22 protein-coding genes are annotated in these 26,746 nt (G+C 73.9%); 11 read left to right on the plus strand and 11 right to left on the minus strand.

The genetic code is table 11. The features are described 5' to 3' along the window. Positions 1–20: 20 nt before the first annotated feature. The 4 genes from ACZ7DY_RS20045 to ACZ7DY_RS20060 form a co-directional block, all read right to left on the minus strand. The gene (locus tag ACZ7DY_RS20045) at positions 21–1,439 is read right to left on the minus strand and encodes a DNA-3-methyladenine glycosylase 2 family protein (protein ID WP_471137706.1); all 1,419 of its coding nucleotides are present in this window, start codon (positions 1,437–1,439) and stop codon (positions 21–23) included. A gap of 157 nt (positions 1,440–1,596) precedes the next feature. Beyond that, positions 1,597–2,739: a ribosome small subunit-dependent GTPase A gene (rsgA, locus tag ACZ7DY_RS20050; protein WP_471137085.1), complete on the minus strand. Its 1,143-nt coding sequence runs from the start codon at positions 2,737–2,739 to the stop codon at positions 1,597–1,599. A gap of 267 nt (positions 2,740–3,006) precedes the next feature. Continuing rightward, a complete protein-coding gene (locus ACZ7DY_RS20055) occupies positions 3,007–3,906 on the minus strand; it encodes an aminoglycoside phosphotransferase family protein (protein WP_471137087.1) in 900 nt (299 codons plus the stop codon). Positions 3,907–3,948: 42 nt separating this feature from the next. After that, positions 3,949–4,506, minus strand: coding sequence for a GNAT family N-acetyltransferase (locus ACZ7DY_RS20060; RefSeq protein ID WP_471137088.1), 558 nt, complete (start codon positions 4,504–4,506; stop codon positions 3,949–3,951). A 359-nt stretch (positions 4,507–4,865) separates the two neighbouring features. Here ACZ7DY_RS20060 and ACZ7DY_RS20065 point away from each other — a divergent pair, with 359 nt between their 5' ends. Both ACZ7DY_RS20065 and ACZ7DY_RS20070 read left to right on the plus strand, forming a co-directional pair. After that, a complete protein-coding gene (locus tag ACZ7DY_RS20065) occupies positions 4,866–6,083 on the plus strand; it encodes a cytochrome P450 (RefSeq protein WP_471137089.1) in 1,218 nt (405 codons plus the stop codon). Between the two features lie 8 nt (positions 6,084–6,091). Next, positions 6,092–6,301 carry a ferredoxin gene (locus tag ACZ7DY_RS20070; protein WP_471137091.1) on the plus strand — a complete coding sequence of 70 codons (210 nt, stop codon included), beginning with the start codon at positions 6,092–6,094 and terminating at the stop codon, positions 6,299–6,301. A 60-nt stretch (positions 6,302–6,361) separates the two neighbouring features. On the opposite strand, the gene ACZ7DY_RS20075 is transcribed toward ACZ7DY_RS20070, so the two are convergent. Beyond that, a complete protein-coding gene (locus ACZ7DY_RS20075) occupies positions 6,362–8,914 on the minus strand; it encodes a polysaccharide lyase family 8 super-sandwich domain-containing protein (protein ID WP_471137093.1) in 2,553 nt (850 codons plus the stop codon). A 188-nt stretch (positions 8,915–9,102) separates the two neighbouring features. On the opposite strand from ACZ7DY_RS20075, the gene ACZ7DY_RS20080 reads away from it, so the two are divergent. Together ACZ7DY_RS20080 and ACZ7DY_RS20085 are read left to right on the plus strand one after the other, a co-directional pair. Further along, positions 9,103–10,365 carry a hypothetical protein gene (locus ACZ7DY_RS20080; protein WP_471137095.1) on the plus strand — a complete coding sequence of 421 codons (1,263 nt, stop codon included), beginning with the start codon at positions 9,103–9,105 and terminating at the stop codon, positions 10,363–10,365. Continuing rightward, positions 10,362–11,630, plus strand: coding sequence for a hypothetical protein (locus tag ACZ7DY_RS20085; RefSeq protein WP_471137097.1), 1,269 nt, complete (start codon positions 10,362–10,364; stop codon positions 11,628–11,630). The genes ACZ7DY_RS20080 and ACZ7DY_RS20085 overlap by 4 nt, the downstream gene beginning before the upstream one ends. Positions 11,631–11,646: 16 nt before the next feature. Here ACZ7DY_RS20085 and ACZ7DY_RS20090 read toward each other — a convergent pair whose 3' ends face one another. After that, positions 11,647–12,312 carry a pyridoxamine 5'-phosphate oxidase family protein gene (locus tag ACZ7DY_RS20090; RefSeq protein WP_471137708.1) on the minus strand — a complete coding sequence of 222 codons (666 nt, stop codon included), beginning with the start codon at positions 12,310–12,312 and terminating at the stop codon, positions 11,647–11,649. A gap of 254 nt (positions 12,313–12,566) precedes the next feature. Between ACZ7DY_RS20090 and ACZ7DY_RS20095 the strand changes: the two genes are divergently transcribed. Next, positions 12,567–15,437: a glycoside hydrolase family 2 TIM barrel-domain containing protein gene (locus ACZ7DY_RS20095; protein WP_471137099.1), complete on the plus strand. Its 2,871-nt coding sequence runs from the start codon at positions 12,567–12,569 to the stop codon at positions 15,435–15,437. A 47-nt stretch (positions 15,438–15,484) separates the two neighbouring features. Here ACZ7DY_RS20095 and ACZ7DY_RS20100 read toward each other — a convergent pair whose 3' ends face one another. Beyond that, positions 15,485–16,297: a dienelactone hydrolase family protein gene (locus tag ACZ7DY_RS20100; RefSeq protein WP_471137101.1), complete on the minus strand. Its 813-nt coding sequence runs from the start codon at positions 16,295–16,297 to the stop codon at positions 15,485–15,487. 63 nt (positions 16,298–16,360) lie between these two features. Here ACZ7DY_RS20100 and ACZ7DY_RS20105 point away from each other — a divergent pair, with 63 nt between their 5' ends. Beyond that, positions 16,361–17,770 (plus strand): hypothetical protein, encoded by a 1,410-nt coding sequence (locus ACZ7DY_RS20105; RefSeq protein WP_471137103.1) that lies wholly within the window; start codon positions 16,361–16,363, stop codon positions 17,768–17,770. 41 nt (positions 17,771–17,811) lie between these two features. After that, positions 17,812–18,573 carry a cupin domain-containing protein gene (locus ACZ7DY_RS20110; RefSeq protein WP_471137104.1) on the plus strand — a complete coding sequence of 254 codons (762 nt, stop codon included), beginning with the start codon at positions 17,812–17,814 and terminating at the stop codon, positions 18,571–18,573. Positions 18,574–18,611: 38 nt separating this feature from the next. Here ACZ7DY_RS20110 and ACZ7DY_RS20115 read toward each other — a convergent pair whose 3' ends face one another. After that, a complete protein-coding gene (locus tag ACZ7DY_RS20115; protein ID WP_471137105.1) occupies positions 18,612–19,022 on the minus strand; it encodes an NUDIX hydrolase in 411 nt (136 codons plus the stop codon). Between the two features lie 228 nt (positions 19,023–19,250). On the opposite strand from ACZ7DY_RS20115, the gene ACZ7DY_RS20120 reads away from it, so the two are divergent. After that, a complete protein-coding gene (locus ACZ7DY_RS20120; protein WP_471137106.1) occupies positions 19,251–19,679 on the plus strand; it encodes a VOC family protein in 429 nt (142 codons plus the stop codon). Here ACZ7DY_RS20120 and ACZ7DY_RS20125 read toward each other — a convergent pair. Together ACZ7DY_RS20125 and ACZ7DY_RS20130 are read right to left on the minus strand one after the other, a co-directional pair. Continuing rightward, positions 19,662–20,387: a helix-turn-helix domain-containing protein gene (locus ACZ7DY_RS20125; protein ID WP_471137107.1), complete on the minus strand. Its 726-nt coding sequence runs from the start codon at positions 20,385–20,387 to the stop codon at positions 19,662–19,664. The genes ACZ7DY_RS20120 and ACZ7DY_RS20125 overlap by 18 nt on opposite strands. Positions 20,388–20,412: 25 nt before the next feature. Continuing rightward, positions 20,413–21,351, minus strand: coding sequence for an AraC family transcriptional regulator (locus ACZ7DY_RS20130; RefSeq protein ID WP_471137110.1), 939 nt, complete (start codon positions 21,349–21,351; stop codon positions 20,413–20,415). A gap of 80 nt (positions 21,352–21,431) precedes the next feature. On the opposite strand from ACZ7DY_RS20130, the gene ACZ7DY_RS20135 reads away from it, so the two are divergent. Then, positions 21,432–22,289, plus strand: a complete 858-nt coding sequence (locus tag ACZ7DY_RS20135; protein WP_471137112.1) for a Rossmann-fold NAD(P)-binding domain-containing protein — start codon at positions 21,432–21,434, stop codon at positions 22,287–22,289. Positions 22,290–22,312: 23 nt separating this feature from the next. Here the strand turns inward: ACZ7DY_RS20135 and ACZ7DY_RS20140 are convergent, their stop codons facing one another. Beyond that, the gene (locus ACZ7DY_RS20140; RefSeq protein WP_471137114.1) at positions 22,313–23,503 is read right to left on the minus strand and encodes a YihY/virulence factor BrkB family protein; all 1,191 of its coding nucleotides are present in this window, start codon (positions 23,501–23,503) and stop codon (positions 22,313–22,315) included. Between the two features lie 17 nt (positions 23,504–23,520). Here ACZ7DY_RS20140 and ACZ7DY_RS20145 point away from each other — a divergent pair, with 17 nt between their 5' ends. Together ACZ7DY_RS20145 and ACZ7DY_RS20150 are read left to right on the plus strand one after the other, a co-directional pair. Further along, on the plus strand, positions 23,521–25,155 hold the full coding sequence (locus ACZ7DY_RS20145) for an acyl-CoA dehydrogenase family protein (RefSeq protein WP_471137116.1): 1,635 nt from the start codon (positions 23,521–23,523) through the stop codon (positions 25,153–25,155). 309 nt (positions 25,156–25,464) lie between these two features. Continuing rightward, a complete protein-coding gene (locus tag ACZ7DY_RS20150) occupies positions 25,465–26,721 on the plus strand; it encodes a GAF domain-containing protein (RefSeq protein WP_471137118.1) in 1,257 nt (418 codons plus the stop codon). Positions 26,722–26,746: the final 25 nt, after the last annotated feature.

Raw genomic sequence — 26,746 nt, forward strand, 5'->3', positions numbered from 1 at the left:
TTAGGAACTGAGAGGGCCCCCTAGGAACCCGGCGACGACAGATGGCGCAGGGCGTACGAGCGCCAGGGGCGCCAAGCGTCGGCGGCCGCTTGGTCCGGGGCGCCGGGCAGCGCCACGTCGGGGTCGCCGAGCGCCCTCATCCGGATGAGCGCGGCGGTCCGCGCGTCCATCCCGGGCAGGGCCCGGAGCGCCGCCTCCGCGTCGTCGCGGTCCGCGCCCGCGTCCAGCCGCAGCGAACCGTCGGCGAGGGCCGTGGCGAGCGCGCCGAGGGTGCCCGGCTCGGCCGTCAGCTCGGCCGGGGTCGGAAAGACGTGGGTCAGGCTCCCGCACGCCGCGTCCAGCACCTTGCCGTACCGCTCCACGAGCCGTTCGGTGCCCGCCCGCCCCATCAGCGCCCGCACCGCGAACTCGTCCGGGTCGGCGGCACCGGGCGACCGCAGCCCCGGCCGGGCGGCGACGAGCGGGGCGAGCCGGGGGTCGGCGCCGAGCCGCTCGTCCACGGCGTACGGGTCGGCGTCCAGGTCGAAGAGGCGGCGCAGCCGCTGCACGGCGGTGGTGAGGTCGCGCAGGTCGGTCAGGTGCAGCCGGGCGTCGAGCCAGCCGCCGCGGTGCACGGCCTCCGTGCTCGATCCCCCGCCGGCGCCCGTCGTGAGGTCGTTGTGCCGCTCCTCGACGGCCACGATGCCGGTGCCGTACGGCAGCCGGAGCGTACGCCGGTAGGTGCGGCTGCCCCGCTCCCCCGCGACCTCCTCGATCCCGGTGACGGCCTCGTCGGCGAGCAGGTCGAAGACGGGGCCGGCGCGGTAGGGGCCCCGGTGGGCGAGGCGGAGCGGGATGCCGGCGGCGGGCGTCGCCCTCGCCGTGCCGCGCCGGGGAGCGGCGGCGCGCAGGGCGGTCGGCGTGAGCGCGTACACGGCCTTGATGGTGTCGTTGAACTGCCGGACGCTGGCGAATCCCGCGGCGAACGCGATCTCCGTGATCGGCAGGTCCGTGGTCTGCAGCAGGACGCGGGCGGTGTGCGCGCGCTGCGCACGCGCCAGGGCTACGGGGCCCGCGCCCAGCTCGGCGGTGAGCTGGCGCTGCACCTGCCGGGCGCTGTACCCGAGGCGCACGGCGAGCCCCGGCACGCCCTCGCGGTCGACGACCCCGTCGCCGATCATGCGCATGGCGCGGCCCACGACGTCGGCGCGTACGTTCCAGTCGGCCGAGCCGGGGACGGCGTCCGGGCGGCAGCGGCGGCAGGCGCGGAAGCCGGAGGTCTGGGCGGCGGCCGCGGTGGCGTAGTACCGGACGTTCTGGCGCTTGGGGGTGACGGCGGGGCAGCTGGGGCGGCAGTAGATGCCGGTGGTCTCGACGGCGAAGAAGAACTCTCCGTCGAAGCGGGCGTCCCTGCTGCGCACGGCCTCGTACCTGGTCTCTTCATCGATCACGTCACCCATTGTCATCCGCCGGGGGCGCCTCGGCTGGCGGAATTCGGACAGGGCGGTGGGCGGGGCCACGGGGACCCGGCGGGGCGGGGCAGGGCGCACCCGTTCACGCAACGGGCCCGCTCCGCCCCACCCCCCTGTTCTGCCCGGACTCATCCGGGCCCGGGGCTCACCGCAGGCGCCCCCGCTTCACCTCCAACGCCGCGCGGCCCTCCGCGCCCCGCAGCCGCCACTGGCGCCGCATCTCCGCGCGGGCCCGCACGTCCGTCTTGGCGACGATGCGCTGGTTCTCGCGGATCAGCTTGCGGTAGCTGTCGAGGCGGCGTTCGGGCAGCGTGCCGTCCTCGACGGCGGCGAGGACCGCGCAGCCGGGCTCGGCCGCGTGGGCGCAGTCGTGGAAGCGGCAGTGCTCCGACAGCGCCTCGATCTCGGAGAAGACCTGTCCGACGCCGCTCTCGGCGTCCCACAGGCCCACTCCGCGCAGCCCCGGCGTGTCGATGAGGACGCCGCCGCCGGGGAGCAGGATGAGGTTGCGGGTCGTCGTGGTGTGGCGGCCCTTGCCGTCGACGTCCCGGATCGCCTGGACCGCCATGACGTCGGTCCCGGCGAGGGCGTTGGCCAGCGTGGACTTGCCCGCGCCGGACTGGCCGAGCAGGACTGAGGTGCCGCCGGAGACGACGGCGGCGAGGACGTCGACGCCGTCGCCGGTGGTGGCACTGACCGGAAGGACCTGCACGCCGGGCGCCGCGGTCTCCACGTCCTGGACGAGATGCCCGAGCGTGGCGGCGTCCGGCACGAGGTCGGCCTTGGTCAGCACGACGACGGGCTGGCCGCCGGACTCCCAGCCGAGGGCGAGGAACCGCTCGATGCGGGCGAGGTCGAGCTCGGCGGCGAGGGAGACGGCGATGATCGAGTGGTCGACGTTGGCGGCGAGGATCTGTCCCTCGGACCGCTTGGAGGAGGTCGAGCGCACGAAGGAGGTGCGCCGGGGCAGGTACGCCTGGACGTAGCGGGGGTCGCGGCCCGCCGCGTCCACGGCGACCCAGTCGCCGGTGCAGACGACCTTCAGCGGGTCGCGCGGGGTGACGAACTCGGTGTCGGCGCGGACGTTTCCGTCGGCGGTGACGACATCGCACTGGCCGCGGTCGACCCGGACGACGCGTCCGGCGACCAGACCCCGGGCCGCGTACGGCGCGAACTCGGCCTCCCAGCCCGCGTCCCAGCCGTACGGGGCGAGGGGGTGCGGGGCGGACGACGACGAGGACGGAGCCGAACCCGCGGAGGAGGAGAACGGAAGAGAGGAGAAAGACAAGGGGTGACCCTTCACAGGGGTGGCCCCGGCATCCGCGCACTGTCGGCGCGGGCGAGAGAGCAGGTCAGCCGGAGGCCACGGAGGTGGACTTGATGAACTTCCGGATGCGGGCAGCGCCCATCACAACGACAGCCATCGGTCAACACCTCCAGATCCTGCACTCGTTCGCCCCAGGCACCCGAACGGCCGCCTGCCAACACCCAGACCATAACCACCCCACCGGCCCGGCACCACTTCTTTTTTCCGCCGGGGTCCGAAGGCTTGCCGTCAGGCCGTCCCCTCAACCACGTGTTCGAGTGCTGCACGGCCCGTGGGGCCCCATGTCGGTTTGCCGCCGGGCAGTCCTTGGTCTCCGTTCTGGCCCATCAGCATGAGGAACAGGGCCTTGAGGGCCGCCAGTCCGCGGGCGCGGCGGATCGTGGCCTCGTCCGCGTGCGCGTACGCGTCGAAGAACCGTGCGGCGGTGCCCGCGGGGAGGAGTACCCATGCCGCCGCGAGGTCCCACGCCGGGTCGCCGGCGAACAGGGCGCCGAAGTCGAGCACGCCGCAGAGCGTCCCGTCCGAGACGACCACATTCGCCGGGTGCAGGTCGCCGTGCACCCAGAGCGGCGGGCCCTCCCATGCGGGCGCGGCGACGGCGTCGTCCCAGACGGCGCGGATCTCGGTGGCGAGGTCACCGGGGACGACGGCGTGAAAAAAGTGGTCGAAGCCGTCCGTGCACGTCTTGGGGTGGCCGCCGCGGTCCTCGCTGGGCGGCGCGTCGGCGGGGGCCCGGACGTGGAGCGCGCGGAGGAAGTCCGCGAGGGTGTCGGCCGCGTGGTCGCCGCGGCGGATCGCGGCGCGGTCCAGTGGCTCGCCGGGGACCCACGTCATGACGGCCCAGGGCCTGGGGAAACGCGCGGACGGTTCACCGGTCCGTACGGGGCTCGGGACCGGCAGCGGCAGGCGCGGGGCCAGCGCGGGCAGCCACCGGCACTCCTTGCGCTGGAGTTCCGGGGCACCTTCGGTACGTGGGATGCGTACGGCCAACTTCGCCCCGAGGCGCCACATTTGGTTGTCCCAGCCGCCCGCGACCTCGCGGATCTCCAGTCCCGCGAGGTCCGGGTGCTGCTCCCGCAGCAGGTCGCGGATCGCGTCCGCGGTGAGCTGGCTCTCGGAGTCGGTCATACGGAGCCACAGTAGTGGGATGTTCAGGGGTGGTTCCGGGCCTCAGCGCGCGTCCCGTGCCGCACGCCACTCCCGCGCCAGGACCGACCAGATTTCCGTGTCCTGCCGTATGCCTCGGTAGGGGTCGTCCTCGCGTTTGAGTGCCTCGCGGCGCATGCCGAGTCTCTTGGCCACGTTGATGCTCGGCGTGTTCTCGGGGGAGACGTGCCACTCCACCCGGTGCATGCCGCGCTCCTCGACCGCCCAGTCGATGAGGACACGGACCGCGCGGGTGACCAGGCCGCGGCCGGCGGCGGCCGGTTCCAGCCAGCAGCCCGCCTCGCAGGTGCCCGTCGCCGTGTCGAAGACCCTGAGCATCACGCCGCCGACGAGTTCGCCGTCCTGCCGGATGCCGTACAGGCGGCCCGTGTCGGCCGCGGCCTTGTCGGCGAACCGCTGGAGCCAGGCGCGGGCGGAGTCCAGGTCGGCCGTGACGTCGGGGAGTCCGACGTAGCGGCCGATGTAGTCGCGGCCGCGGTCCATGTGGGCGAGGAACTCCTCGGCCTGCCACGGCTCCAGCGGGCACAGGTGCGCGCCGTCGCCCAGGGATATCGCGAACATCCTCTTCCTCCATGACCGCACGGTTTCCGTGATCCTCGCACGGCGCGTCCGGGAAGTCGGCCGGATTACGCGCCGTGCGGCCGTTCCGTGCGCGCGCCGGCGGGCGGATGGCGGGGCCCGGCCCCTGAGAGGTGCGCCGTCCGTGGCACGGCGCGGGCCCAATTCCCTTGGCAGAGCCGGGTCCGCGTGGACCCCGACGCTCCGCATGGCCGTCGACGCAGGCAGGTTGAGCGGAGGTAGTGATTCCGGACAGATGTCGTTCCGCGGCGATCTGGCCGGTCTTGCCGTGGACGAGATAGATGCCCCAGGCATCCAATGGGGGACGGAAAAGGGAAGAACTGCGCTTGCGAGGTACATCCATGACGGAGTCAACGAAGGCGATGGAAACCGTCTCCTTCCCCCAGGACCGCACCTGCCCCTACCAGCCGCCCACCGCGTACGCGCCACTGCGCGAGACCCGGCCGCTCTCCCACGTCAAGCTGTTCGACGGCCGCTCCGTGTGGGTGGTCACCGGGCAGCAGGTGGCGCGCGAGCTGCTCACCGACCGCCGCCTCTCCTCGGACCGCCAGCACAAGGCGTTCCCCTCGCCGACCGAACGCTTCGCCCGGCTCAGCGACCGCCGCATCGCCCTGCTCGGCGTCGACGACCCGGAGCACAACACCCAGCGCCGCATGCTGATCCCCAGCTTCTCCGTCAAGCGCATCGCGGCGATGCGCCCACGGATCCAGGAGACCGTCGACCAGCTCCTCGACGCCATGATCGAACAGGGCCCGCCCGCCGAGCTGGTCAGCGCCTTCGCGCTGCCGGTGCCTTCCATGGTGATCTGCGCCCTGCTGGGGGTGCCCTACGCCGACCACGAGTTCTTCGAGGAGCAGTCGCGCCGGCTGCTGCGCGGCCCCACCGCCGACGACACCGAGCAGGCGCGGGACCAACTCGACGCGTACTTCTACGCGTTGATCGACGAGAAGCGGGCCCACCCGGGCGACGGGCTCCTCGACGAGCTGATCCAGCGGCAGCTCGACTCGGGCGCCGTCGACCGCGACGAGCTGGTCCGGCTCGCCACCATCCTGCTGATCGCCGGGCACGAGACCACCGCGAACATGATCTCCCTCGGTACGTTCACGCTGCTGCAGCACCCCGAGCGGCTGGCCGAACTGCGGGCCGGGCTGCGCGCCGACCCGCCGCTGATGCCCGCCGCCGTCGAGGAGCTGCTGCGCTTCCTCTCCATCGCCGAAGGGCTGCTGCGGGTGGCGACGGAGGACATCGAGTGCGCGGGCAGCACCATCCGGGCCGACGACGGCGTCGTCTTCGCCACCTCCCTCATCAACCGCGACGACCTGACCTACGAGACCCCCGAGGAGCTGGACTGGCACCGCCCGGACCGTCACCACATCGCCTTCGGCTTCGGCGTCCACCAGTGCCTGGGCCAGAACCTCGCACGCGCCGAGATGGAGATCGCCCTCGGCACCCTCTTCGAACGGCTGCCGGGCCTTCGTCTCGCGGTGCCCGCCCAGGAGATCCCGTTCAAGCCGGGCGACACGATCCAGGGGATGCTCGAACTCCCCGTCACCTGGTAGGAGTCGGCATGAAGAGCACGAGCACGGTGATCCACGTGGAGAAGGACCGGTGCGTGGGGGCGGGCATGTGCGCCCTCACGGCGCCGGGCGTCTTCACCCAGGACGACGACGGCTTCAGCGAGGTGCTGCCGGGCCGTGAGGACGGCGGCGGCGACCCCCTGGTGCGGGAGGCCGCACGGGCCTGTCCGGTCCAGGCCATCACGGTCGAGGAATCCTGACACCGACGGGCTGGCGCTGAGTCCCGGCACCCAGTACCGGCGCTGGGTCCCGGCGCCGGCTCACGCGCCGAGCGTGGCCGTGAAGCTCCTCCCGTACGCGTGGTGCGTGTCGACGTCGACACGGGTACCGCCCGGGGTCCGGCTCACCCGGACCCCGGGGTCCGCGGTGACCTTCCGCAGGGGGCGGCCCCGGAGCTCGACGGTCACCGTGTCCCGGTCCATCGTCGGGTCGGACACCGCGAGGGAGACGGTCGCGCCCCGCCGGTCCCCGCGCACGATGACCGAGGCGGGGCCGTGCACGCGCAGCCCCGCGGTGTCGTGCCGGCCCGGCGTGAACGTGTTGGCCGCGGTGAGGCCGAGCCCGGTGTGCGTGATGGCCTGGAGGCGACGGGAGTTGGCGAGGACCTTCAGCGGCTGCGGCCCGTGGCGGCGGGCGTGCGGGTCGTCGTCGGCGGCGTTCGGCACCAGCGCGTAGGCGAAGCGGGCGGGATGGGCGCCGGCCGGCCCGTGGAGCGTGACGCCGAGGACCGAACGGGTCACGTCCGTATCGGGGTTGGCGGTGCGGACCACCCGGCGGCTGCGGGTGATCTCCTCCAGGGTCACCCGCACCGGCGGGGTGTCCAGGAAGAGGTAGCCGACCGCGGCGTCCCGCGTGGCGTTGGCCCAGCGCAGCCAGCGCAGGTCGGCGGTGCCCGGGCCGGTCCAGGGGCGGCCGTCGCGGCGCACGCCGGTGAGCGAGATCCGGTCGTCCGGGTCGGCGGTGCGGGCGTCGACGGTGGTGGTGACGGCCCGGCCCGCCGGGTCGCCGACGTCCGCGGCGAGCACCACGATCTCGTCGTCGAGCAGGAACCACGACTTCGTCGCCGTCGCGCCCCGGTACACCACGAAGTCGTCGGGCAGCAGGCGCCGGTCGCGGTAGGCGACGTCGCTGGACTGCACCATGCCCGCCGAGCCGTACGCGCCGAGCACCGCGCCGCCCGAGTACCGGTTGGTGCCGCGCGGGAAGTAGACGTACGTGTTCTGCGACTCCGACGACGAGGTGAAGTGGAGGGGGTGGCCGGGGTTGTCGTAGTACGGCTTGCCGTACAACTCCGGTACGGTGCGCCGCTCTTCGACGGGCGCGGTGACGCCCGCGAGTCCGTACGGGGAGACCGTGGCGTAGTGGTCGACGCCGTACGCCTGCCGCTGGTCCTGTCCGGCGAGGTAGAGGTGGTGCGCGCCGTCGCCCTGGAACCACGGCATGAGGTTCTCGCCGTTCATGTACTCGTACTTGCTGATCCGGTCGGAGCTGCGCGCGAGCGCGAAGGCGTAACCGGGCCTGCGGTGCACGGTCCTGTCCATGGCGTTGAAGGCGACGCTGCGCGCCGCGGGGTTGAGGTCGGCCGGCGGGATCGCGGCGTCGTCGACGATGTCGGCGTAGCGCACGACGCTGACCGGGGAGACGAACCGGGCGGGGTCGAGTGCGGCCCGCGAGGCCTCCCGTACGTGCTTGACGTAGCTCTTGAGGGCGGTGGCCTCGGCGCCCGCGGCGAGTGAGGAGAGGTCGACGACGGCCTCCACGACCGCGGCCACGTCGGCGTAGCCGGAGTCCGTGCGCGACACGGCCCGGCCCTTGACGGTCTCCATCATCCAGCCCTCGAAGATCAGCGGGGCGAACCCGTTGCGCACCCAGCCGACCACGGTGGGCACCAGCTCCACGCCGTGTGCGAAGCCCGTGCCGTCAATGATCTTGAGGGTCTGCACGACGCGGGTGAGCAGGCCTTTGCCGTACGAGCCGGTGTAGGCGACGGAGGAGTGCTGGATGAACGAGCCGTCCGCGTAGTGGCCGTCCGTCACGCCGTGGCGGAGGTGGTACGGGTCGATGGTGACGAAGACCGTCAGCTGGTCGGTGAGTGCCTTGCGGATCCGCGCGTCGCCGGGCTCGCCGCCCAGCAGGGCGCCCTGCAGGATCCTGTTGGTGGTGATGTCGGCGAGGTTGGCGCCGGTGTGGAAGCGCGAGTCGAGGTCGACGTCGCCGCCGGTGCCGTTGCGCAGGTAGGCGTCCATGGACGCGACATAGGTGGCCACGAGGCCTGGGCGGTCGGCGGCCACCGCGTCGGCCAGCAGCACCAGGGTCTTGCTGATGTGCTGGGAGATGCCGATCTCCCAGTGGAACCAGTTGCCGTAGTAGCCCTTGGACTGGTCGCCGTAGTAGTGCTCGTGGAGCCGGACGAGGGCGTCGATCACCCGGCGCTGCACGGCGGTGCTGCCGTACAGGTCCGGGGGGAGGCCCGGGGTGCGGGTGGCGAGGGCGATCTCGTACAGCCTGCGGTAGGCGGTGTTCAGGTTGGCCTCGTCGGTGCCGAGGACCAGGCCGGCGAAGATCTCGCCCTCACCCGCGTCGTCCATCGACTTCAGGCCGGCCCGCGCGGTCCTCTCGACGGCGGCGAGCTTCGCGTCGGTCTCCGGGCGGGCGTTCGACTCGGTGGTCCCGGCGAAGACGGCCACGGTGTTGGCGAGGAGCCGGGTGCGGTCCGCCGCGGCGGTGGCCGCGCTCGCCGGGCCCACCGGGACCGCCGCCAGGAGACCGGCGGCCGACAGGGCGGACAGCAGGCGTCTGCGGGTCATCTCCATGGCGGCCTCCAACGGTGACGTACAGGGCGTTCCGCGGGCGTTCGGCGAGCGGAGTCAAGCAGAGGTCCCCACCGGCGACAAGGGTCCCGGCCCGCCGTCGCGCCGCGGCGGATTGATAGCGTCCACTCCGATCATGGTGCCGGTCATGGCTCCGATCATGGTGCCGTTCACGGGGGAAGGGGAGCGCCATGCCGAAGGAGGGCGCGTCGCGTGCGCCATGGCGGCGCATCTGGCCGACGGCCGCGCTGGCGGGGGTCCTGCTCGTCGGGTCGTCGGTGACGTGGGTCGCGGTGTCACGGGCCGCGGACCGCGAGGACCGGCTCGCCGCCAACCAGGAGCAGTTGACGCGGGCCTGCGCGGGCCTGCTCCCGGACGAGTTGCGCTCGTACGTGCCGGACGACGAACCGGGCGTACTCGACGAGTTCGGGACGATGCTGCGGCCCCGGCAGCCGAGCCGCGCGCTCCTGGACTGCACGCTCTCCTGGGGCGGCGGCGGTGACGCCTGGGAGCCGGACGCGCGCGCCCGGGTACGGGCCGAGGCCGTCCTGACCCGCACCCCGCCGGAGGCGGTCACCGGCGACTTCGGGCTGCCCCTGCCGCAGAGCGCGACGGGTGCCGTGGGCACCGACGACCGCCTGCGCGGCGGCGCGGTGACGGCCTCCCTGCTCGTCGACTGCCCGAAGGGGCTGACGGGCCGGGTCCGGCCCGCGCGGGACCTGCTCGTCTCCGTGGAACTGCCGTCGGAGGCCGGGGAGTACCACGTGCCCGAGGCCGACCGGCGGCTCACCGCCCGCACGGCGATGCGGGTCGCCGAATGGGTCACCGCCGAGCAGGGCTGCGGCGGCCGGCCGCTGGGCACCGGCGCCGCGAAGACGTCGTTCCCCGCTCCCGAGAAGGGCCGGAAGCTCTGCGCCTGGCTCTCCCCCGAGGCGCTGCGGCTGACCCCCGGGAAGTGGTCCTTCGCCGGGAGCGACAAGAGGTTCGGCCGCCGGGCCGGTGCGTGCGCCGGCCGGTGGGACGACACCGCGGGCTCCCCCGGCGACCTCACGATCAAGGCCGCCAGCGCGCGGAGCTGGTCGGGCGTCCTCGCGGTCGGCGCGTACGACAGCCACCAGGCCGACGGGGAGGTGCCCGACCCGAAGGCGCCACCGGCGGCCAGGAAGCCGGTGAAGGTCGACCGGTCCGGTGACGACCCCGAACTCGCCCTGTGGGCGCGGTCGGTGTGCGCGGCGGGGCCGACCTACCACCGCGTGGCGGTGACGCCCGAGCTGCGGGCCGACTCCACACGCGAGGACGACACGCTCGTCCTCGAACCGGCGGACCAGCGGCGGATCTCGCAGCGGGCGCGTGCCGTACTCGACCGTTATCTGAAGGCGCCCGACGGCTGGCCGCGGCGCGCGCACTGCCGGGACACGAAGATCATCGGAGAGGTGGCAGGGTGGCACGGATGACCTGGCGGACCAGGGCGGGTCGCATGGTCCTGTCGTCCTGCGGCGCGGTCGTCGCCCTGGCCCTGATCGCGGGCGGCTACTACTGGTGGGGCGGCCCGCACGAGCGCAGCGTGGCGCGGCAGGTCCTCGACGAGGCGTGCCGGGGCGTGCTGCCCGCGCAGGAGCTGCGGGCCGTGCTCGGTGACGGGCCGTACCGGAGCGGGCCCGGCAGCTCCGGCCTCCGCGACGCGGGCCGCCCCGGGGAGCACGAGCGGGGCGGGAGCCGGCAGGTGTCGTGCAGCGTCAGCCGCGACACCGAGCACCACGCGGGGCATCCGACGCGCGACGCCTCGGTCGACGTCGACGTGCGGCGGGTGCCGGAACCCGCGACGGACGGCAGCTCGGCCGGCCTGCCCGCCGAACTGCCGGGCGGTTACGGCCCGTTGTACCCGCCGGTCGCCACCGACCTGCCGCCCGCCCCGCTCGGCCACGGCTGGCACGGCCTCTTCAGCACCGATGAGTCCTACGGGTCCCCGTCCGGCGACGGCGCGGCGACCGCCACGGTGCTCCTGGAGTGCGCCCGCGACCGCGGCGGCCTGCTCGTCACGGTGGGGGTGAAGGAGGAGGACGTCACCCTCGACGACCCGCGCCACCGCACCGCATACGCGCGGATCGCCACCGCGACGGCAGCGAAGGCCGCCGGGAAGTGGGGCTGCGACGCCGATCTGGGCACGCCGTTGCGCACGGTGGCGCTCCCGGTCGACCGCGACGAGGAGGTGCCGCTCGCCGACGCGTCCGGGACCTGCCGGGGCGTGCCCGGCCGGGGCGGGCGGATCTCCCGGGCGTGGGAGAGCACGAGCGACGGCGGGCCGGTGGAGGTCTGCGTCGTGGCGTCCGGCCGGCCCGGCGAGCCGCTCCCCGTCCCGGGCGAGGCCCGCCGCTACCACCTCGCCGCGTACTACGGCCCGTACGCGCAGGCCCAGCGGCTCGACCACGAGGAGCGCCGGGGCCGGTACTCCGGGAAGCCCGGCCCCGGCGAGGCCGCCGCGGGGCGGCTCCCGGGCGGCGGTCACTGGGCGAGCGCGGAGTGCCGGGGCGGCGGTCCCGCGCTGTTCACGGTGCGCGACGAAGCGGCCTGGGACGCGGACAGGTCCGGCTCGTACGACGAAAGGGAGCGGCGCGCCGGGCCCTCCGCGGCCGACCTGGCGTACGAGCGCGCCGCCCTGAAGGTGTTCGCGCGGCACTCGGCGCGGGCACACGGCTGCGCGACGCCGAAGCTGCCCTGAGTCCGGAGTCGCGTCCTCAGCCCTGCCGGGTGCCGGCCCGGTCCGCGATGTGCGGGGGCGGTGCGATCCCGGCGGGCAGCAGCGGATCGGGCACCGGCGCGCCCCAAGTGGCGGTCAGCGGAAGGTTTCCGGCCCATACGCCGAGTTCCGCGTCCGGGCCATCCCCGTCCTCCGGCGGGCCGACCGCGACCTTCACCGAGGCCTCGGCGAGCGAGAGCGCGAGGAGGGTGGTCGCGGCGAGTTCCTTGCGGCTGGGGCTGCGTGCGTACTCCCACTGTCCCGGTGTCGCGTGCTCGGTGAGCAGGCGCAGGCCGCGCAGCTTCTCGTCGGGGTCGGTCACCCGGCGCGGGACCCCGTGGATCATCGCGCTGCGGTAGTTGACGCCGTGCTCGAACACCGAGCGGGCGAGTATCAGCCCGTCGATGTGGGTGACGGTGACGCAGACGGGCGTCTCGGGGTCGGCCGCGAGGCTGCGGCTGGCGACGGAGCCGTGCAGGAAGAGCTGGGTGTCGTCGCGGCCGTAGACGGTGGGTACGACCATCGGGTGGCCGTCGACGACGACGCCGAGGTGGCAGACGAAACCGGCGTCGAGGATCGCCTCCAGGTCGGCGCGTGCCAGGCTGCCCTGCTCGCGCAGGCGGCGGTGGCGGGTGCGGTCGGTGACGGGGAGGATCGCGGACAGCGTGGCGCCCTCGCCGTCCGGGCCGGTCGGCGGAGCCGGGGGAAGCTGGTGGTCGGGGTGATCGTTCACACCGCGACAAGTTACCGATATCGCGTGCCCGACGCCATGGTTCGACGGTTTCCGCTGCCACGTAAGGGGATCTCTGCGATATCCGCACCTCGCGTGTGCGGTGTCCAAGTCGTCCCCGAAGAATCCAACGACTCCCCCGCCGCGACGATGGCGGCCCCCGTCCCCCGCGCGGTCTGATGGAACGCATGGAGCTTCCCCACCACGAGGACGTGTCCCCCGGCACCGGCTGCCTCCCGCCCCGCGCGTGGTACGCGACGTCGGACGCCGCCGCTCTCCGTCTCGACGGCACCTGGCGCTTCCGCCTCTCCCCCACCGCCGACACCGAGGACGACACCTTCGCGACCGGCGGCCACGACCGCGACGCCCCGGGCACCTGGACCGAGATCACGGTCCCCGGCCACTGGGTGCTGCAAGGGCACGGCGCACCCCGGTACACCAACCAGCTCTACCCCTTCCCGGTGGACCCGCCGCGCGTGCCCACCGAGAACCCGACCGGCGACCACCTGCGCACCTTCGACCTGCCCGCCGACTGGCCCCGGGACGGCACCGCCGTCCTGCGCTTCGACGGCGTGGAGTCCTGTGCCCGCGTCTGGCTGAACGGCACGGAGCTGGGCCACTTCAAGGGCTCCCGCCTCCCCCACGAGTTCGCCGTCGGCACGCTGCTGCGTCCCCGCGGCAACGTCCTCGCGGTCCGCGTCCACCAGTGGTCGTCCGGTTCGTACCTGGAGGACCAGGACCAGTGGTGGCTGCCGGGCATCTTCCGCGGCGTGACGCTGCTGCACCGGCCCGAGGGGTGTGCCCGCGACTTCTTCGTGCACGCCGCGTACGACCACCGCGCCGGCACGGGCACGCTGCGGGTCGACTCCGAGGTCCACGGCCGGGTCACCGTCCCCGAGCTCGGCATCGACGTGCCGACCGGCGAGGACGTCACCGTCCCCGTGGCGCCGTGGACGGCCGAGACACCCCGCCTGTACGACGCGACGCTGGCCACGCCCGGTGAGCGGATCCCGCTGCGGGTCGGCTTCCGCACGGTCGCCGTCGAGTCCGGCCTCATCACGGTCAACGGCCGTCCGCTCCTCTTCCGGGGCGTGAACCGCCACGAGTTCCACCCGGAGACGGGCCGCGCCCTCGACCCCGAAACCATGCGCGCGGACGTCCTGCTGATGAAGCGTCACCACATCAACGCCGTCCGCACCAGCCACTACCCGCCCCACCCGGCCTTCCTCGACCTCTGCGACGAGCTCGGCCTGTGGGTGATCGACGAGTGCGACCTGGAGACGCACGGGTTCCAGGCCGTGGGCTGGCGCAACAACCCCGTCGACGACGACCGCTGGACGCCCGCCCTCTTGGACCGCGCGGCCCGCATGGTCGAGCGCGACAAGAACCACCCGTCGGTGATCGTCTGGTCGCTCGGCAACGAGTGCGGGACGGGACGCGGCCTGACCGCCATGGCCCAGTGGATCCGCGCGCGGGACGGCAGCCGCCTCCTCCACTACGAGGGCGATCGCTCCTGCGCGGACACGGACATGTACGCGCGGATGTACGCCGACCACGCCGAGGTCGAGCGGCTCGGGCAGGGCGTCGACGAGGGGCCGGAACACCGCCGCGGCCTCCCCTTCGTCCTCTGCGAGTACGCGCACGCCATGGGCAACGGACCCGGCGGACTCAGCGAGTACCAGCGCCTCTTCGAGCGTCACGAGCGGCTCCAGGGCGGCTTCGTCTGGGAGTGGATCGACCACGGCATCGCCCACCCCGAGTACGGCTTCGCCTACGGCGGCGACTTCGGCGAGGAGCTGCACGACGGGAACTTCGTCTGCGACGGCCTCGTCTTCCCCGACCGGACGCCCTCCCCCGGCCTGGTCGAGTACAAGAAGGTGATCGAGCCGGTCCGGATCGAGGGCGACGGACGGGCCGGCACGGTCACGATCACCAACCTGTACGACTTCGCCGACCTCTCCCACCTCGCCTTCACCTGGTCCTTCGAGAGGAACGGCAGGACGGTCGCGGAAGGGGTCCTCACGGTGCCGCCGACCGGGCCCGGCGCGCGCGCCGAGGTGAGACTGCCGCCTCCGCCGCGCCGCGCCCCGGACACCGAGACCCGGTGGACGGTGCGGGCGACGCTCGCCCGGGACACGGCGTGGGCGAGCGCGGGACACCTGGTGGCCTGGGCCCAACTCCCCGTCGAGGACGGCGTGATCCTGCCGGTGCCCGGCGGCGCGGCACCGGTGCGGGACGCGGCGGGGCGCCGGATCACGCTCGGCGCGGCGACGTTCGACGCCCGCACCGGCACGCTCCTCACCTTCCGGGACCGCGCGATCAAGGAGCTGCGCCTGGACGTGTGGCGGGCCCCCACCGACAACGACAACGGCATGCCCTGGCGCCCCGAACCCTCCGTCGCCGCCCGCTGGCGCGCCCTGGGCCTGGACCGGATGCGGCACCGCGTCGACGCCGTCGAGCCGGGCGCCGACGCCCTGACCGTACGCACCCGGATGGCACCGGCGGCGAGCGACCTGGCGCTGCGCACGGAGTACCACTGGGTGTCGGACGGCGTCCGGCTCCAGCTGCGGATGACCGTGACGCCGGAGGGCGACTGGCCGGTGCCGCTGCCCCGCGTCGGCGTCCGCTTCGGGCTTCCGGGCGCGGCGGACCGGGTGCGGTGGTTCGGCGGCGGGCCCGGCGAGGCCTACCCCGACACGACGGCCGCCTCGATGATCGGCCTCTGGGAGTCGGACGTCGACGCGCTGCAGACCCCGTACGTACGGCCGCAGGAGAACGGGTCAAGGCCCGACATCCGGTGGGTGGAGATCGGCGGGCTGCGGGTGGAGAGCGACGGGGCACCCGCGTTCACCGCGCGCCGCTGGACCACGGAGCAGCTCGACGCGGCCCGGCACCGCACCGACCTCGTCCCCGGCGACACGGTCTGGGTCAACCTCGACGCCGCCCGGCACGGCATCGGCACCGGGTCGTGCGGTCCTGGCGTGCTGCCGCGGTACGAACTGCGGGCCGGGCACGAGCCGTTGTCGTTCAGTTGCGTCTTCTCGCCCGCCGGGGAGTGAGGCGAGGTGCCCGCCCGGTCGCCGGACCGGCCGGCCGGGCGGGTGGGTCAGCCGGCGGGGACCAGCCGCTCCCGCAGGAACGCCACGACCCGCTCGCGCGCCGCGTAGGCGGGGTGGCCCGGCTCCTCGCGGACCTCCTCGGTGAGCACGGCGTGCGCCGACCGGGCGAACCCCGCCGCGTTGCCGGGCGACGAATCCAGCTCGATGACCTCGAACGCGTCCCCGAGGTGGCGGCGCAGCGTGGCGAAGCGCTCGTCCGGCACCAGCTTGTCCTCGGTGAAGCGCAGGCCGAGCGCGCACAGGCCGTCGTTCCTTGTGCGGGCCACGACGGTGTCGAGCTCGGCGCGGGACATGCCAGGATCGACCTTGCGGGCGCCGCTGACGGGCAGCGGCAGCGAGGGCTGGCTGAGCACCGGGGCGAGGACCGTGTCGTCGGTGGCGGCGGCCAGCGCGAAGCCGCCCGTGAAACACATGCCGATGACGCCGACCCCGGCGGCCGGGGTGCGGGCGGCCAGGTCGCGGGCGAGGGCCCGCAGGTAGTCCGCGAAGGGCCGGCGGGCGTTGGTGGCGAAGGCGCGGAACTCGGCGGAGACGCACACCCGGGGGAAGACGTTCAGGACGTACGGCGCGGTGAGGGGGCGGCCCGGTTCGCCGAACGGGGACGGGATGGCGACGGTGAAGCCCTCCTTCACCAGGTGCTCGCCCAGGCCCAGCACTCCCGGGTGCACTCCGGGGATCTCGGGAACCAGGACGACACCCGGACCCGTCCCCTTCTCGTGGACATCATGGGTGAGTCCCGCGCCGGTGAACGGGGCCTTCTGCCAGCCGGTGAGATCCGCCGTCGATTTCGGACCGGACACGGTGCTCACTCCCTTTCGTCACAAGTGCCATATGGGTAAGTGAAGTTCATGCCTACAGCACCCATGCGCGGAAGCACAGACCCGGCCGGGCCGCCGCCCGGAGACCCGCCAGGACGGCTCGTGGCGTGGCTGGGCAGGCTCGGCCCGGTCGCCGTGGGGTACGCCGTGTTCCAGTCCCTGGTGGGCCTGCTGCCCGACGGGCTCTTCGGCGAGACCGCCCGCTACTCGCTCGCCGTGGTGAGCGGCGTCGGCACGGGCGTCTGCGCCTGGCTGGCCGCCGCGCTGCTGCGGTCCGGGCCGGCGGCGGACGACGGGGCGGACGACGGGGCGGGTGGCGCCCCGGACGGCGTGCCCGCTCCCCGGCGCCGTCCCGCGGGCGCCCCGGCACCGGGCGCGAGGGCCCCGGTGCCGGGTCCGCTGCCGGGGCTCTCCACCGCCACGTACGCCACCCTCGTCGAGCGCCTGACGGTCTTCGACGATCCGCCGCGCGGCCGCCTCACCGGCTGGTCGCACGCGCTCGACGAGCAGCCGCAGCCGGTCAGGCCGACACCGACCGGCACCGCGTACGGACTGCACATCGTCCTCGAACTCGGCATGCCCGACGGCCGGTTGAGGGCGTCCGAGCTGGTGGAGACGCTCTGGCGGCTGCGGCTGCCCGAGGGGGGCTGGTCGGCCCGCTCGCAGGGCGCGGTGGGGCGTCCCGAGGTGACGGCGCTGGTGCTCGGCGCGCTCGCCAGGGCGGGCGCCGACGGCCGGCTCCTCGCCGCGGAGGCGGCGCGGTGCACGGAGCGCTTCACCCGCGAACTGGAGCCCGCAGGCGCGGAGCTGACCCACGTCGTCACGACGGTGCTGCGCGGACTGCTGCGCGCCGCACCCGACTCGCCCGCCCTGCCCGTCCTGCGGGACGCGCTCGTCGACGGGGCCGTCACCGATCCGGCGCGCGGCCACCGGCGCTGCTGGGGCTCCCGTCTCACGCCGCCGCGCGGCAGGACGGTGGCGCCGTCGGCCGTGCACACGGCGCAGGCCGTCGTCGCCCTGGACCGGGCGGCCCGGGTGCTCGGCGAGGACACGAACGCCCGCGCCACGCGCGAGGAGGGCATCCGCTGGCTGCTCTCCTGCCCCGGGCCCGCGCACGACGGCTGCGACGACCTGGAGAGCGGCCACGAGACGGTGCGCAGACCGCACCCGGCCGACGCGTCGCGCTCCGAGGTGCTCAACGTGCGGCACTTCTCGGCGGCCTGGGTGGTACGGGCGCTGCTCACCCCCGACGCCCCCGCGGTCGCCGCCGACGAGGGCCGGGAAGCGGCCTGGCAGGAGCTGCTGGCGGGCGCCGCCGCCTGCGTGTGGCGGCAGCAGGACAACGGGATCTGGACGTGGGACGGGGCCGATCTCGCCTACCCGCTGTGGATGACCTATCAAGGCCTTTCGGCGCTGCGGGCACATGCCGTATGGATGTATCAGGCGGGGGCCTGAGCCGTGGGGGCGGCACGTGCGCGGACGAGGGGGAGAGTGCGGTGGGCGGTCAGCATGTGCACGACGCCAGGCGGCTGTTGGAGGAGGCCCTCGACCGGGCCACCGGTGACGCGCTGGTGCGGGCCGCCCGTACGGCCGTGGCCGAACTGGCCGCCCCGGGCCTGCTGTTGCCGCTGGTCCGGGAGCTGGCGGCCGGCGCGGGCGACCCCTCGGGGTGCGCGCTCCTTTCGTACCGGCACGTCCTCGGCTTCGACAAGCTGCTGCTGATCGACGGTGGTCCGCGGCACATGCTCCGCGCCCACGTGTGGCACCCCGGCCGGGGCACGCAGGAGGACATCCACAACCACCGCTCGCCGCTGGCCTCGTGCGTGGTGCGGGGCGCGCTCGGCATGGAGCTGTACGAACCCGCCGCCCCCGGCACCGACGCGGGCGAGGGGCTGGACACGTCCTGGTACCGGGAGTCCCTCTCCGGCGAGGAGGGCGACTGGCTCCTCGAACCCGTGGGCGGGGCGCGGCTGCGGCTGACGCAGACCGCGCGGTACGCGGCGGGGAGCGGTTACGCGCTGCCGCCGCACGTCCTGCACCGCGCCTGGTGCGCCTCGTCCGGGACGACGGTCACGCTGTTCCTGGAGACGGGGGCGGGGCGAAGGCGCTACACGGACGTGTTCGCCGGCCCGGGCTCGGAAGCGGCCGGCACCGACCTCACCGGCGCGGACATGACCGGGCGCTCGGTGGCGAAGAAGCCTCTGGATGTGCGGGACTATCTGGCGGAGCTCTCCGCACTGGCGGAGCTGCTCGGCTGACGGTCCGGCCGGCCGTCGGACCGGCGGGCCCCTCGGTCTCAACCAAATGCCTGGCGGACGATCTCGCGGTTGTAGTCGTCGATCCTGACCGAGCCCAGCTCGGCGGGGGCGAGCCAGCGGTGGGCCTGGTCGGGCAGGGGCAGGGTCACGTCGAAGGTGAGGGGGCGGACGAGGAAGTTGTCCTGCCAGTTCTTCACCTCGTGGCCGCGGTAGGTACTGAGGAAGGAGGATTCGCCGACCTTGCGGAGCACCTGGCCGAGCAGTCCCGTCTCTTCCTTCAGCTCTCTGAGGACACCGTCCCGGGGCGTTTCGTCGGGTTCCAGCTTTCCGCACGGCACGCCCCACACCCCGGGCAGGAACCGCTCGGTCTCGCTGCGTCGTACGAGCAGCACCCGCCCGCGGTGGGCCACTACGGCCGCCGCGAGCCGGTTGTCACCGGGATAGTCCATGTCTTCCAACGTAGCGGGGAATCGGGGGGCGTGACAGCCGGGACGGCGGCCCTCGGCCACCGTTTCGCGTTCCCGCTGGTCGGGGCCGGACGGAACGTAGACGTCCGTCAACAGAGTGCCGTAGGCCGTCACCCACATGCGTCGACGGACGGCCCCCCTCACCGATACCCGTGCCGGTGTCCGTTTTCTTCAAGACCGGCCGGCGGGCCGCTGCCTACGCTGCCGGACATGGACAGCACACCGACGCCACCCGCACCCCGCTTCGACCTCATCGGTCTCGTCGTCTCCGACCTGACCGCCTCCCTCGCCTTCTACCGCAGGCTCGGCCTCCGGTTCCCCGCCGGGGCCGAGAGCGAGCCGCACGTCGAGGCCGACCTCCCCGGCGGCCTGCGCATCGCCTTCGACACGGAGGAGACCGTCAGGTCCTTCCACCCCGGCTGGCGGCGGCCCACGGGCGGGGGCCGGATCGGGCTCGCCTTCCACTGCGGGACGCCCGCCGGGGTCGACACCGTGTACGAGGAGGTCACAGGCGCCGGGCACGCGAGTGAGCTCAAGCCGTTCGACGCGCCCTGGGGCCAGCGGTACGCCGTCGTGCTCGACCCGGACGGCAACGGCGTCGACCTGTTCGCGCCGCTCGGCTCAGCCGCCGCCCAGTAGCTCACCCAGCGGCACTCCGGTGAACTCCTTGACGTCGCGGGCGAGATGGGCCTGGTCGGCGAAGCCCGCGACGGCCGCCGTGCGCGCGTACGGCAGCCCCTCGCGGGCGAGTGCGAGCGCCCGTTGCAGGCGCAGCACCCGGGCCAGCGTCTTGGGCCCGTAGCCGAACGCGTGCAGGGAACGGCGGTGCAGCAGGCGGGCGTCGACCCCGAGCGCCGCCGCGGTCCCGGCGACCGAACGGCCCGCTTCGAGGGCGCCGACGACCGCGGTGAGGAACGGGTCGGGCGGTCCGGCCCCGGCCGCGCGCTCCACCGCGACCGCCTCCAGGGCGGCCATCGGGTCACGCGCGCCGTCCACCCGTTCGGTGAGGCGGCGCGCCGGGCCCGCGCCCCACAGGTCGGCCAGTTCCACGCGCCGGTCGCGCAGTTCGTGGGCGGCGACGCCGAGGAGCGCGGGCGCGGTGCCGGGGTAGAAGCGGACGCCGACGTGACGGCCGCCCGCGACGGTGCCGTCCGGGACGTACGCGCGGGTGTCCGGGCCCGCGACGTACAGCCTGCCCTCCGTCCACAGCAGGTCCATGCAGCCGTCGGGCAGCACCGGGCGGGAGTCGCCGGGGGCGCCGGTGATCTCACGGGTCCACACCACCGCGTCGGTCAGCAGGGCGGCCCGTTCCCGGTAGGCGGCGCGCCCGGCGCTGTCGTGGGCCATGGGAAAAGGCTACGCCGGAGGGGATTCAGGCGGCGCCCGTGCGGTGTTCCTGCGGGCTGATCCCGTAGACCCGTTTGAAGGCCCCGGAGAGCGCGAACGCGCTGCCGTACCCGACGCGGCGGGCTATCGAGGCGATGGTCAGCCCGCTGTCGCGCAGCAGGTCCGCGGCGAGCGCGAGCCGCCAGTTGGTGAGGTACGTCATCGGGGGCTCCCCCACCAGCTCCGCGAACCGCCGGGCCAGCGCGGCCCGCGAGACGCCCGCCTTCGCGGCGAGGTCCGCGATGGTCCAGGGGTGGGCCGGATCGTCCTGGAGCAGGCGCAGCGCGCGGCCCACGACGGGGTCGCCCATGGCGCGGTACCAGGCGGGCGCCTCGGCCTCGGGGCGGGAGAACCAGGCGCGCAGCGCGGCGATGAGGAGCAGGTCCAGGAGCCGGTCGAGGACGACGGCCTGGCCGGGTTCGTCCCTGCCGATCTCCTCCGCGATCAGCGGGGTGAGCGGGCATTCCCACACGTCGGCGGGCAGGACGAGCAGCGGTGGCAGCGCGTCGAGGAGGCGGCCGGTGATCTCGCCCCGCAGCTGATAGGTGCCGATCAGCATCTCCACCGAGCCGTCGCGCGACTCGCCCCAGGCGCGCAGGCCGAGGTCGCGGTAGCGCGCCACGGGCGCGCCGTCCAGGGGCACGCAGACCTCGCCTGGCCGGATCTCGGCGTAGGGCGCGGTGTCCGCCTCGCCGGCGCAGGTGTAGTGGTCGGGGCCGCGGGCGATGGCGAGGTCGCCGGGGCGAAGGCACCGGGCCGGCGTCCCGTCCTCGGGCACGATCCACGCGGTCCCGCGCACCATGATCATGACGGAGATGGGCGCCTCGTCCGCGATGCGGACGGACCAGGGCGGGTCGAAGAGCGCGCGGATCATGAAGGCGCCCCGCGCACGCGGTCCTTCCAGGAGGCCGGCCAGTACGTCCATGACGGCAGCGTAGACGCACGCGTATGGCCGTGAGCTCCTCGGCGATGGTTCCGTCTGACGCCGGGCAGTTCACTGAAGCCATGACGACGAACACGAATCACACGGCACACACGGCGGAGACGACGGTCCTGGTGACGGGGGCGACCGGGCGGGTGGGACGCAGGGTGGTGGAGTCCGCGGAAGCGGCCGGGCTCACGGTGCGGGCGGCCTCGCGCTCGGGCGCGGTGCGGTTCGACTGGGCGGACCGGTCGACCTGGGAACCGGCCCTGCGGGGCGCCGACGCGGCACACCTGGCGTATCTGCCGGATGTCGGCGCGCCGGGCGCGGCGGAGACGGTGGGCGCCTTCGCCCGCCTGGCGGTCGGGCTCGGCGTGGAGCGGCTCACGCTGCTCTCGGCGCGCGGCGAGCCGCAGGCGCACGCGACGGAGCGGGCCGTGCGGGAGGCGGGGGCGCGGTGGACGGTCGTGCGCGCCGCGTGGTTCGCGCAGAACCTCAACGAGGGTCCGCTCCTCGACGGAATGCGCGCCGGGGAGCTGGTCTTCCCCGCCGGCGAGGTCCTCGAACCGTTCATCGACGCGCGGGACATCGCCGACGTGGTGGTCGCCGCGCTCACCTCCGGGGACCGGTTCGCGGGCCGGACCCTCGACCTCACCGGGCCCCGGCTGCTGTCGTTCCGGCAGGCCGTCGCGGAGATCGGGGCGGCCACGGGGCGGGAGATGACGTACGTGCCGGTGTCGGCGCGCGACTACGGGGCGGCGCTCGCCGGGTTCGGGGTGCCGGCGCCGGAGGTGGAGTTCCTGGTCGAGCTGTTCGAGACCAACCTCGACGGGCGCAACGCGCGGCTCTCCGAGGGGGTGCGGGAGGTGCTCGGCCGGGACCCCAGGGACTTCGCGGAGTTCGCCCGGGAGGAGGCCGAGGCAGGCACCTGGAAGAGCTGACGCCGCGGCCCCGGCCGCGCTCCTCAGTCGCCGGAGGGGCTGTTTCCCCCGCTCCCCGTGCCGTTCCGCTTCGCGTGTTTGGGCTGCTGCTTCGTGGGTTTCGCCGGCGCCCGCAGCCGGGACGTCACGTCGTCGGGCGGCAGGAAGCGCGACCAGCGTTCGGGGAACTCGGAGGGCATCTCGGGGTCGTCGGGGTCGTCGAGCTCCGCCCTCGCCTCGCGCGCGGCGGCCGCCCGGGCCACCACCTCGGCGGCCTGCGCCTCCCTTATGCGGTCGTTGGCGGCGCGCGCCGCGGCCGTCGCGACGGACGGCCAGACCCGGTCGATGGCGGCGTTGACGGCGGCGCCGACCAGGACCGCGAAGGCCGATACGCCGATCCACAGCAGCACGGCGACGGGGGCCGCGAGCGAGCCGTAGATGGTGGGGCCCTCGACCGTGCTGGTGAGGTAGATGCGGAGCAGGAAGCTGCCGAGCACCCACATGGCGAGGGCGATCAGCGCGCCGGGCATGTCCTCGACCCACGGCGAACGCACCGGCACGGAGACGTGGTAGAGCGTGGTCAGGAAGACCACGGAGAGGATGACGACGACCGGCCAGTAGAGGATCTGGACCACCGTGGTGGAGCCGGGCAGCAGGTTCACCACCGCGTCCGGGCCCGCCACCATCAGGGGCAGCGCGACCGAGCCGATGAGCAGCGCCACGATGAAGAGGCCGAAGGCGAGGATGCGGGTCTTGACGATGCCGCGCACGCCGTCGAGGCCGTACATGACGGTGATGGTGTCGATGAAGACGTTCACCGCGCGCGAGCCGGACCACAGGGCGAAGAGGAAGCCGATGGAGATGACGTCGGGCCTGCTGACCCGCAGCACGTCCTCCAGTATCGGTTCCGCGATCTGGCTGACGCCCCGGTCGGACAGGACCGTGCGGGACGCCTCCAGGATGTTGTTCTGGACGCTGGCGATGGTGTCGGCGCCGGTCCACCGGTCGACGTAGGCGAGCAGCCCGATGAGGCTCAGGAGCAGCGGCGGCACGGAGAGCAGCGTGAAGAACGCCGCCTCGGCCGCGAGCCCCAGGATGCGGTACTCGACGCACGAGTTGACGGTGTCCTTGAGCAGCAGCCAGGCGGTCCTGCGTTTGGAGACGTTCCGGTAGAGAGCGCGGGCCCGTTTCCAACGGCCCGACGGCCGCCCGGGTGTTTCTTTTGCCTGGTGCACCTCCTTACCGTAGCGGCATGGCAGCCAGCACCCACACAGTGACCAACCAGGCTCCGCCCCTGGTGGGATACGACGTATTCACGTCCGACCGGGCCCTCGTGGAGGGCGTCGAGCGGCATCTGGACCCCGCGCTCCTCGATTCCGCCCGCGACGAACTCTCCCTGCTCGGCCGCTCGGCGGGCTCGGCCCAGGCACAGAAGTGGGGAAATCAGGCCAATGAGAACCCGCCCGTCCTGCACACGCACGACCGGTACGGGAACCGGATCGACGAGGTCGAGTTCCATCCGGCGTGGCACCGGCTGCTCGGCAAGGCCGTCTCCGGCGGGTTGACCGCCGCCTGGTCGCGGCCGGGCGGGCACCTGCGGCGGGCCGCGGGTTTCCTGGTGTGGACGCAGGCCGAGGGGGGCCACGGCTGCCCGGTCTCGATGACGCACGCCGCGGTGCCCGCCCTGCGCGCCGACCCCGCGCTCGCCGCCGAGTGGGAGCCGCGCCTGACCTCGATGGTCTACGACGAGGGGCTGCGCCCGGCGTCCCAGAAGGCCGGCGTCCTCTTCGGGATGGGGATGACGGAGAAGCAGGGCGGCAGCGACGTGCGGGCCAACACGACGCGGGCGCGGGCGCTCGCGGAGGACGGCACATACGCCCTCACCGGCCACAAGTGGTTCTGTTCCGCGCCCATGTCGGACGGGTTCCTGGTGCTGGCACAGGCCGAGCAGGGGCTGACCTGCTTCCTGGTGCCGCGCGTCCTGGAGGACGGCACGCGCAACGCCTTCGCCATCCAGCGGCTCAAGGACAAGCTCGGCAACAAGTCCAACGCCTCCAGCGAGGTCGAGTTCGACGGGACGTGGGCGCGCCGGGTCGGCGACGAGGGGCGCGGGGTGCGCACCATCATCGAGATGGTGGCGGCGACCCGGCTCGACTGCGTGATCGGATCGGCCGCGCTGATGCGGCAGGCCGTGGTGCAGGCCGTGCACCACGCCACGTACCGGGAGGCGTTCGGCGGCAAACTGGTCGACAAGCCGCTGATGCGCAACGTACTGGCCGATCTGGCCCTTGAATCGGAGGCGGCGACGACGCTGGCGCTGCGGCTCGCGGCGGCGTACGACGACGGCAGCGAGCAGGAGCGGGCGTTCCTGCGGCTCGCGGTGCCGGCCGCGAAGTACTGGGTGACCAAGCGGTGCACGCCGCTGGTGGGCGAGGCGCTGGAGTGCCTGGGCGGCAACGGCTACGTGGAGGAGTCGGGCATGCCCCGGCTGCTGCGCGAGGCGCCGCTCAACTCCATCTGGGAGGGCTCGGGCAACGTCCAGGCGCTCGACGTGCTGCGGGCGCTGCAGCGCGAGCCGCAGGCGCTCGACGCGTTCCTGCGGGAGGTCGGCGCGGCGCGCGGCGCCGACCACCGCCTGGACGGGGCGATCAAGGACCTGCTGACCGAACTGGCCGACCTGGAGGGCATCGAGGCGCGGGCGCGCCGTCTGGTGGAGCGCATGGCGCTGGTGCTCCAGGGGTCGCTGCTCGTGCGGTACGCGCCGGCCGAGGTCGCCGACGCGTTCTGTGCCTCACGGCTCGGCGGGGACTGGGGCGCGGCGTTCGGCACGCTGCCGCACAGTCTGGATCTGGCCGCCGTGGTGGAACGGACCGCTCCGGCGCTTTAGGGCGCCTGCGGGACGATACGGGGGTGGTGCCGCGCCGACACGGCACCACCCCCGTCTCTCAGCCCCCTTGAGGAGCATGAACACCGCACGGGCGGTGTTGTGCCCACATTCCTGTACCCCTCGGGCGTTGGCCAGAGTTGCAGGAGGTTGCAACTCGCTGTGATGCCAGCCCGTTTCATCGCCGATGCGTCACCCGGGGAGACACCGACGGGGCACGATGGAAACCAGCCCCCGCACACTGGTCTGGCCGGAAAGGACCCAGTGGCCATGAACGCCCCGTCGACGATAGATCTCGCGCGGATATCCGCCATGGACCTCGCGCACGCCGCACAGCTGCTCAAAGGCGTGCGCGACGCCACGCTCTCCGGGCGGCCGCCACAGGTCCTGCCGCGTCCGGTGATCGGTGACTCGTGGGGGCGGATGATGCTCGGCGGCGTCGACCCGGACCGCGACGTCCGGTCGCGGCTGCTCAGCGAGGAGGAGCTGGAGGAGCGCCGCCGCGCCTCGCCGCTCGCGGAGATCCTGCCGGTCCTGCGCCACGCGCTGGTCTCGGTGGCCGACGCCGCGCAGCACATCATGGTGGTCTGCGACGCGGACGCCCGGGTGCTGTGGCGGGAGGGCAACGCCTCGGTGCTGCGCAAGGCGGACGCGCTCGGTTTTGAACCGGGGGCGGACTGGCGGGAGAGCGTGGTCGGCACGAACGGCGTCGGCACGCCGCTGGTGGTGCGCCGCCCCGTACAGGTCTTCTCCGCCGAGCACTTCGTGCGGACCCACCACGCGTGGACGTGCGCGGGCGCCCCGATCACCGACCCGCGCGACGGCAGGCTGCTCGGCGTGGTCGACGTCAGCGGACCGCTGCGGACCATCCACCCCGCGACGCTCTCCCTGGTCGACTCGGTCGCCAAGCTCGCCGAGGCCCGGCTGCGGGACCGGCACGTGACCGCACTCGACCGGCTGCGCGCGGTGGCGGCGCCGGTGCTGGCCCGGCTCGACGGGCGGGCGCTCGCGGTGGACGTGCACGGCTGGACCGCCGCGGTGACCGGCATGCCCCCGGCCGACCGCCTCGCCCTGCCCAAGTCCTTCGGCGCGGGCCGCACCTGGCTCCCCTCGCTCGGCTCCTGCCTGGTGGAGCCCCTGCCCGGCGGCTGGCTGCTGCGGCTCGACGATCCCGGCGACACCCCCCGCCCGGCCACCGCGACCCGCCTCGTCCTGGACGTGAGCAGCCCGCGCCGGTGGACGCTCTCCGTGCTCGGCGGTGCCCGCGACTGGACGCACGACCTGAGCCCGCGCCACGCCGAGCTGCTCTATCTGCTCTGCACCGCACGCGGCGGACGCACCGCCTCCGGTCTGGCCGAGGACATGTTCGGCGACCCGGCCCGCACGGTGACGGTCCGCGCGGAACTGTCCCGGGTGCGGCGCTATCTGGGCGGACTCCTCGCCCACCGCCCCTACCGCCTCCACGAGGACGTCGACGTGGACGTGATCATGCCGGAGCGCCCGGTGGACCTGCTGCCCCACTCGACGGCTCCGGCGGTGCGGGCGGCGAGACACGCGGCGGAACCTTGAGACCCCACCCATGATTTTCTGAGCC

The organism is Streptomyces sp. NPDC037013 (assembly GCF_055607265.1).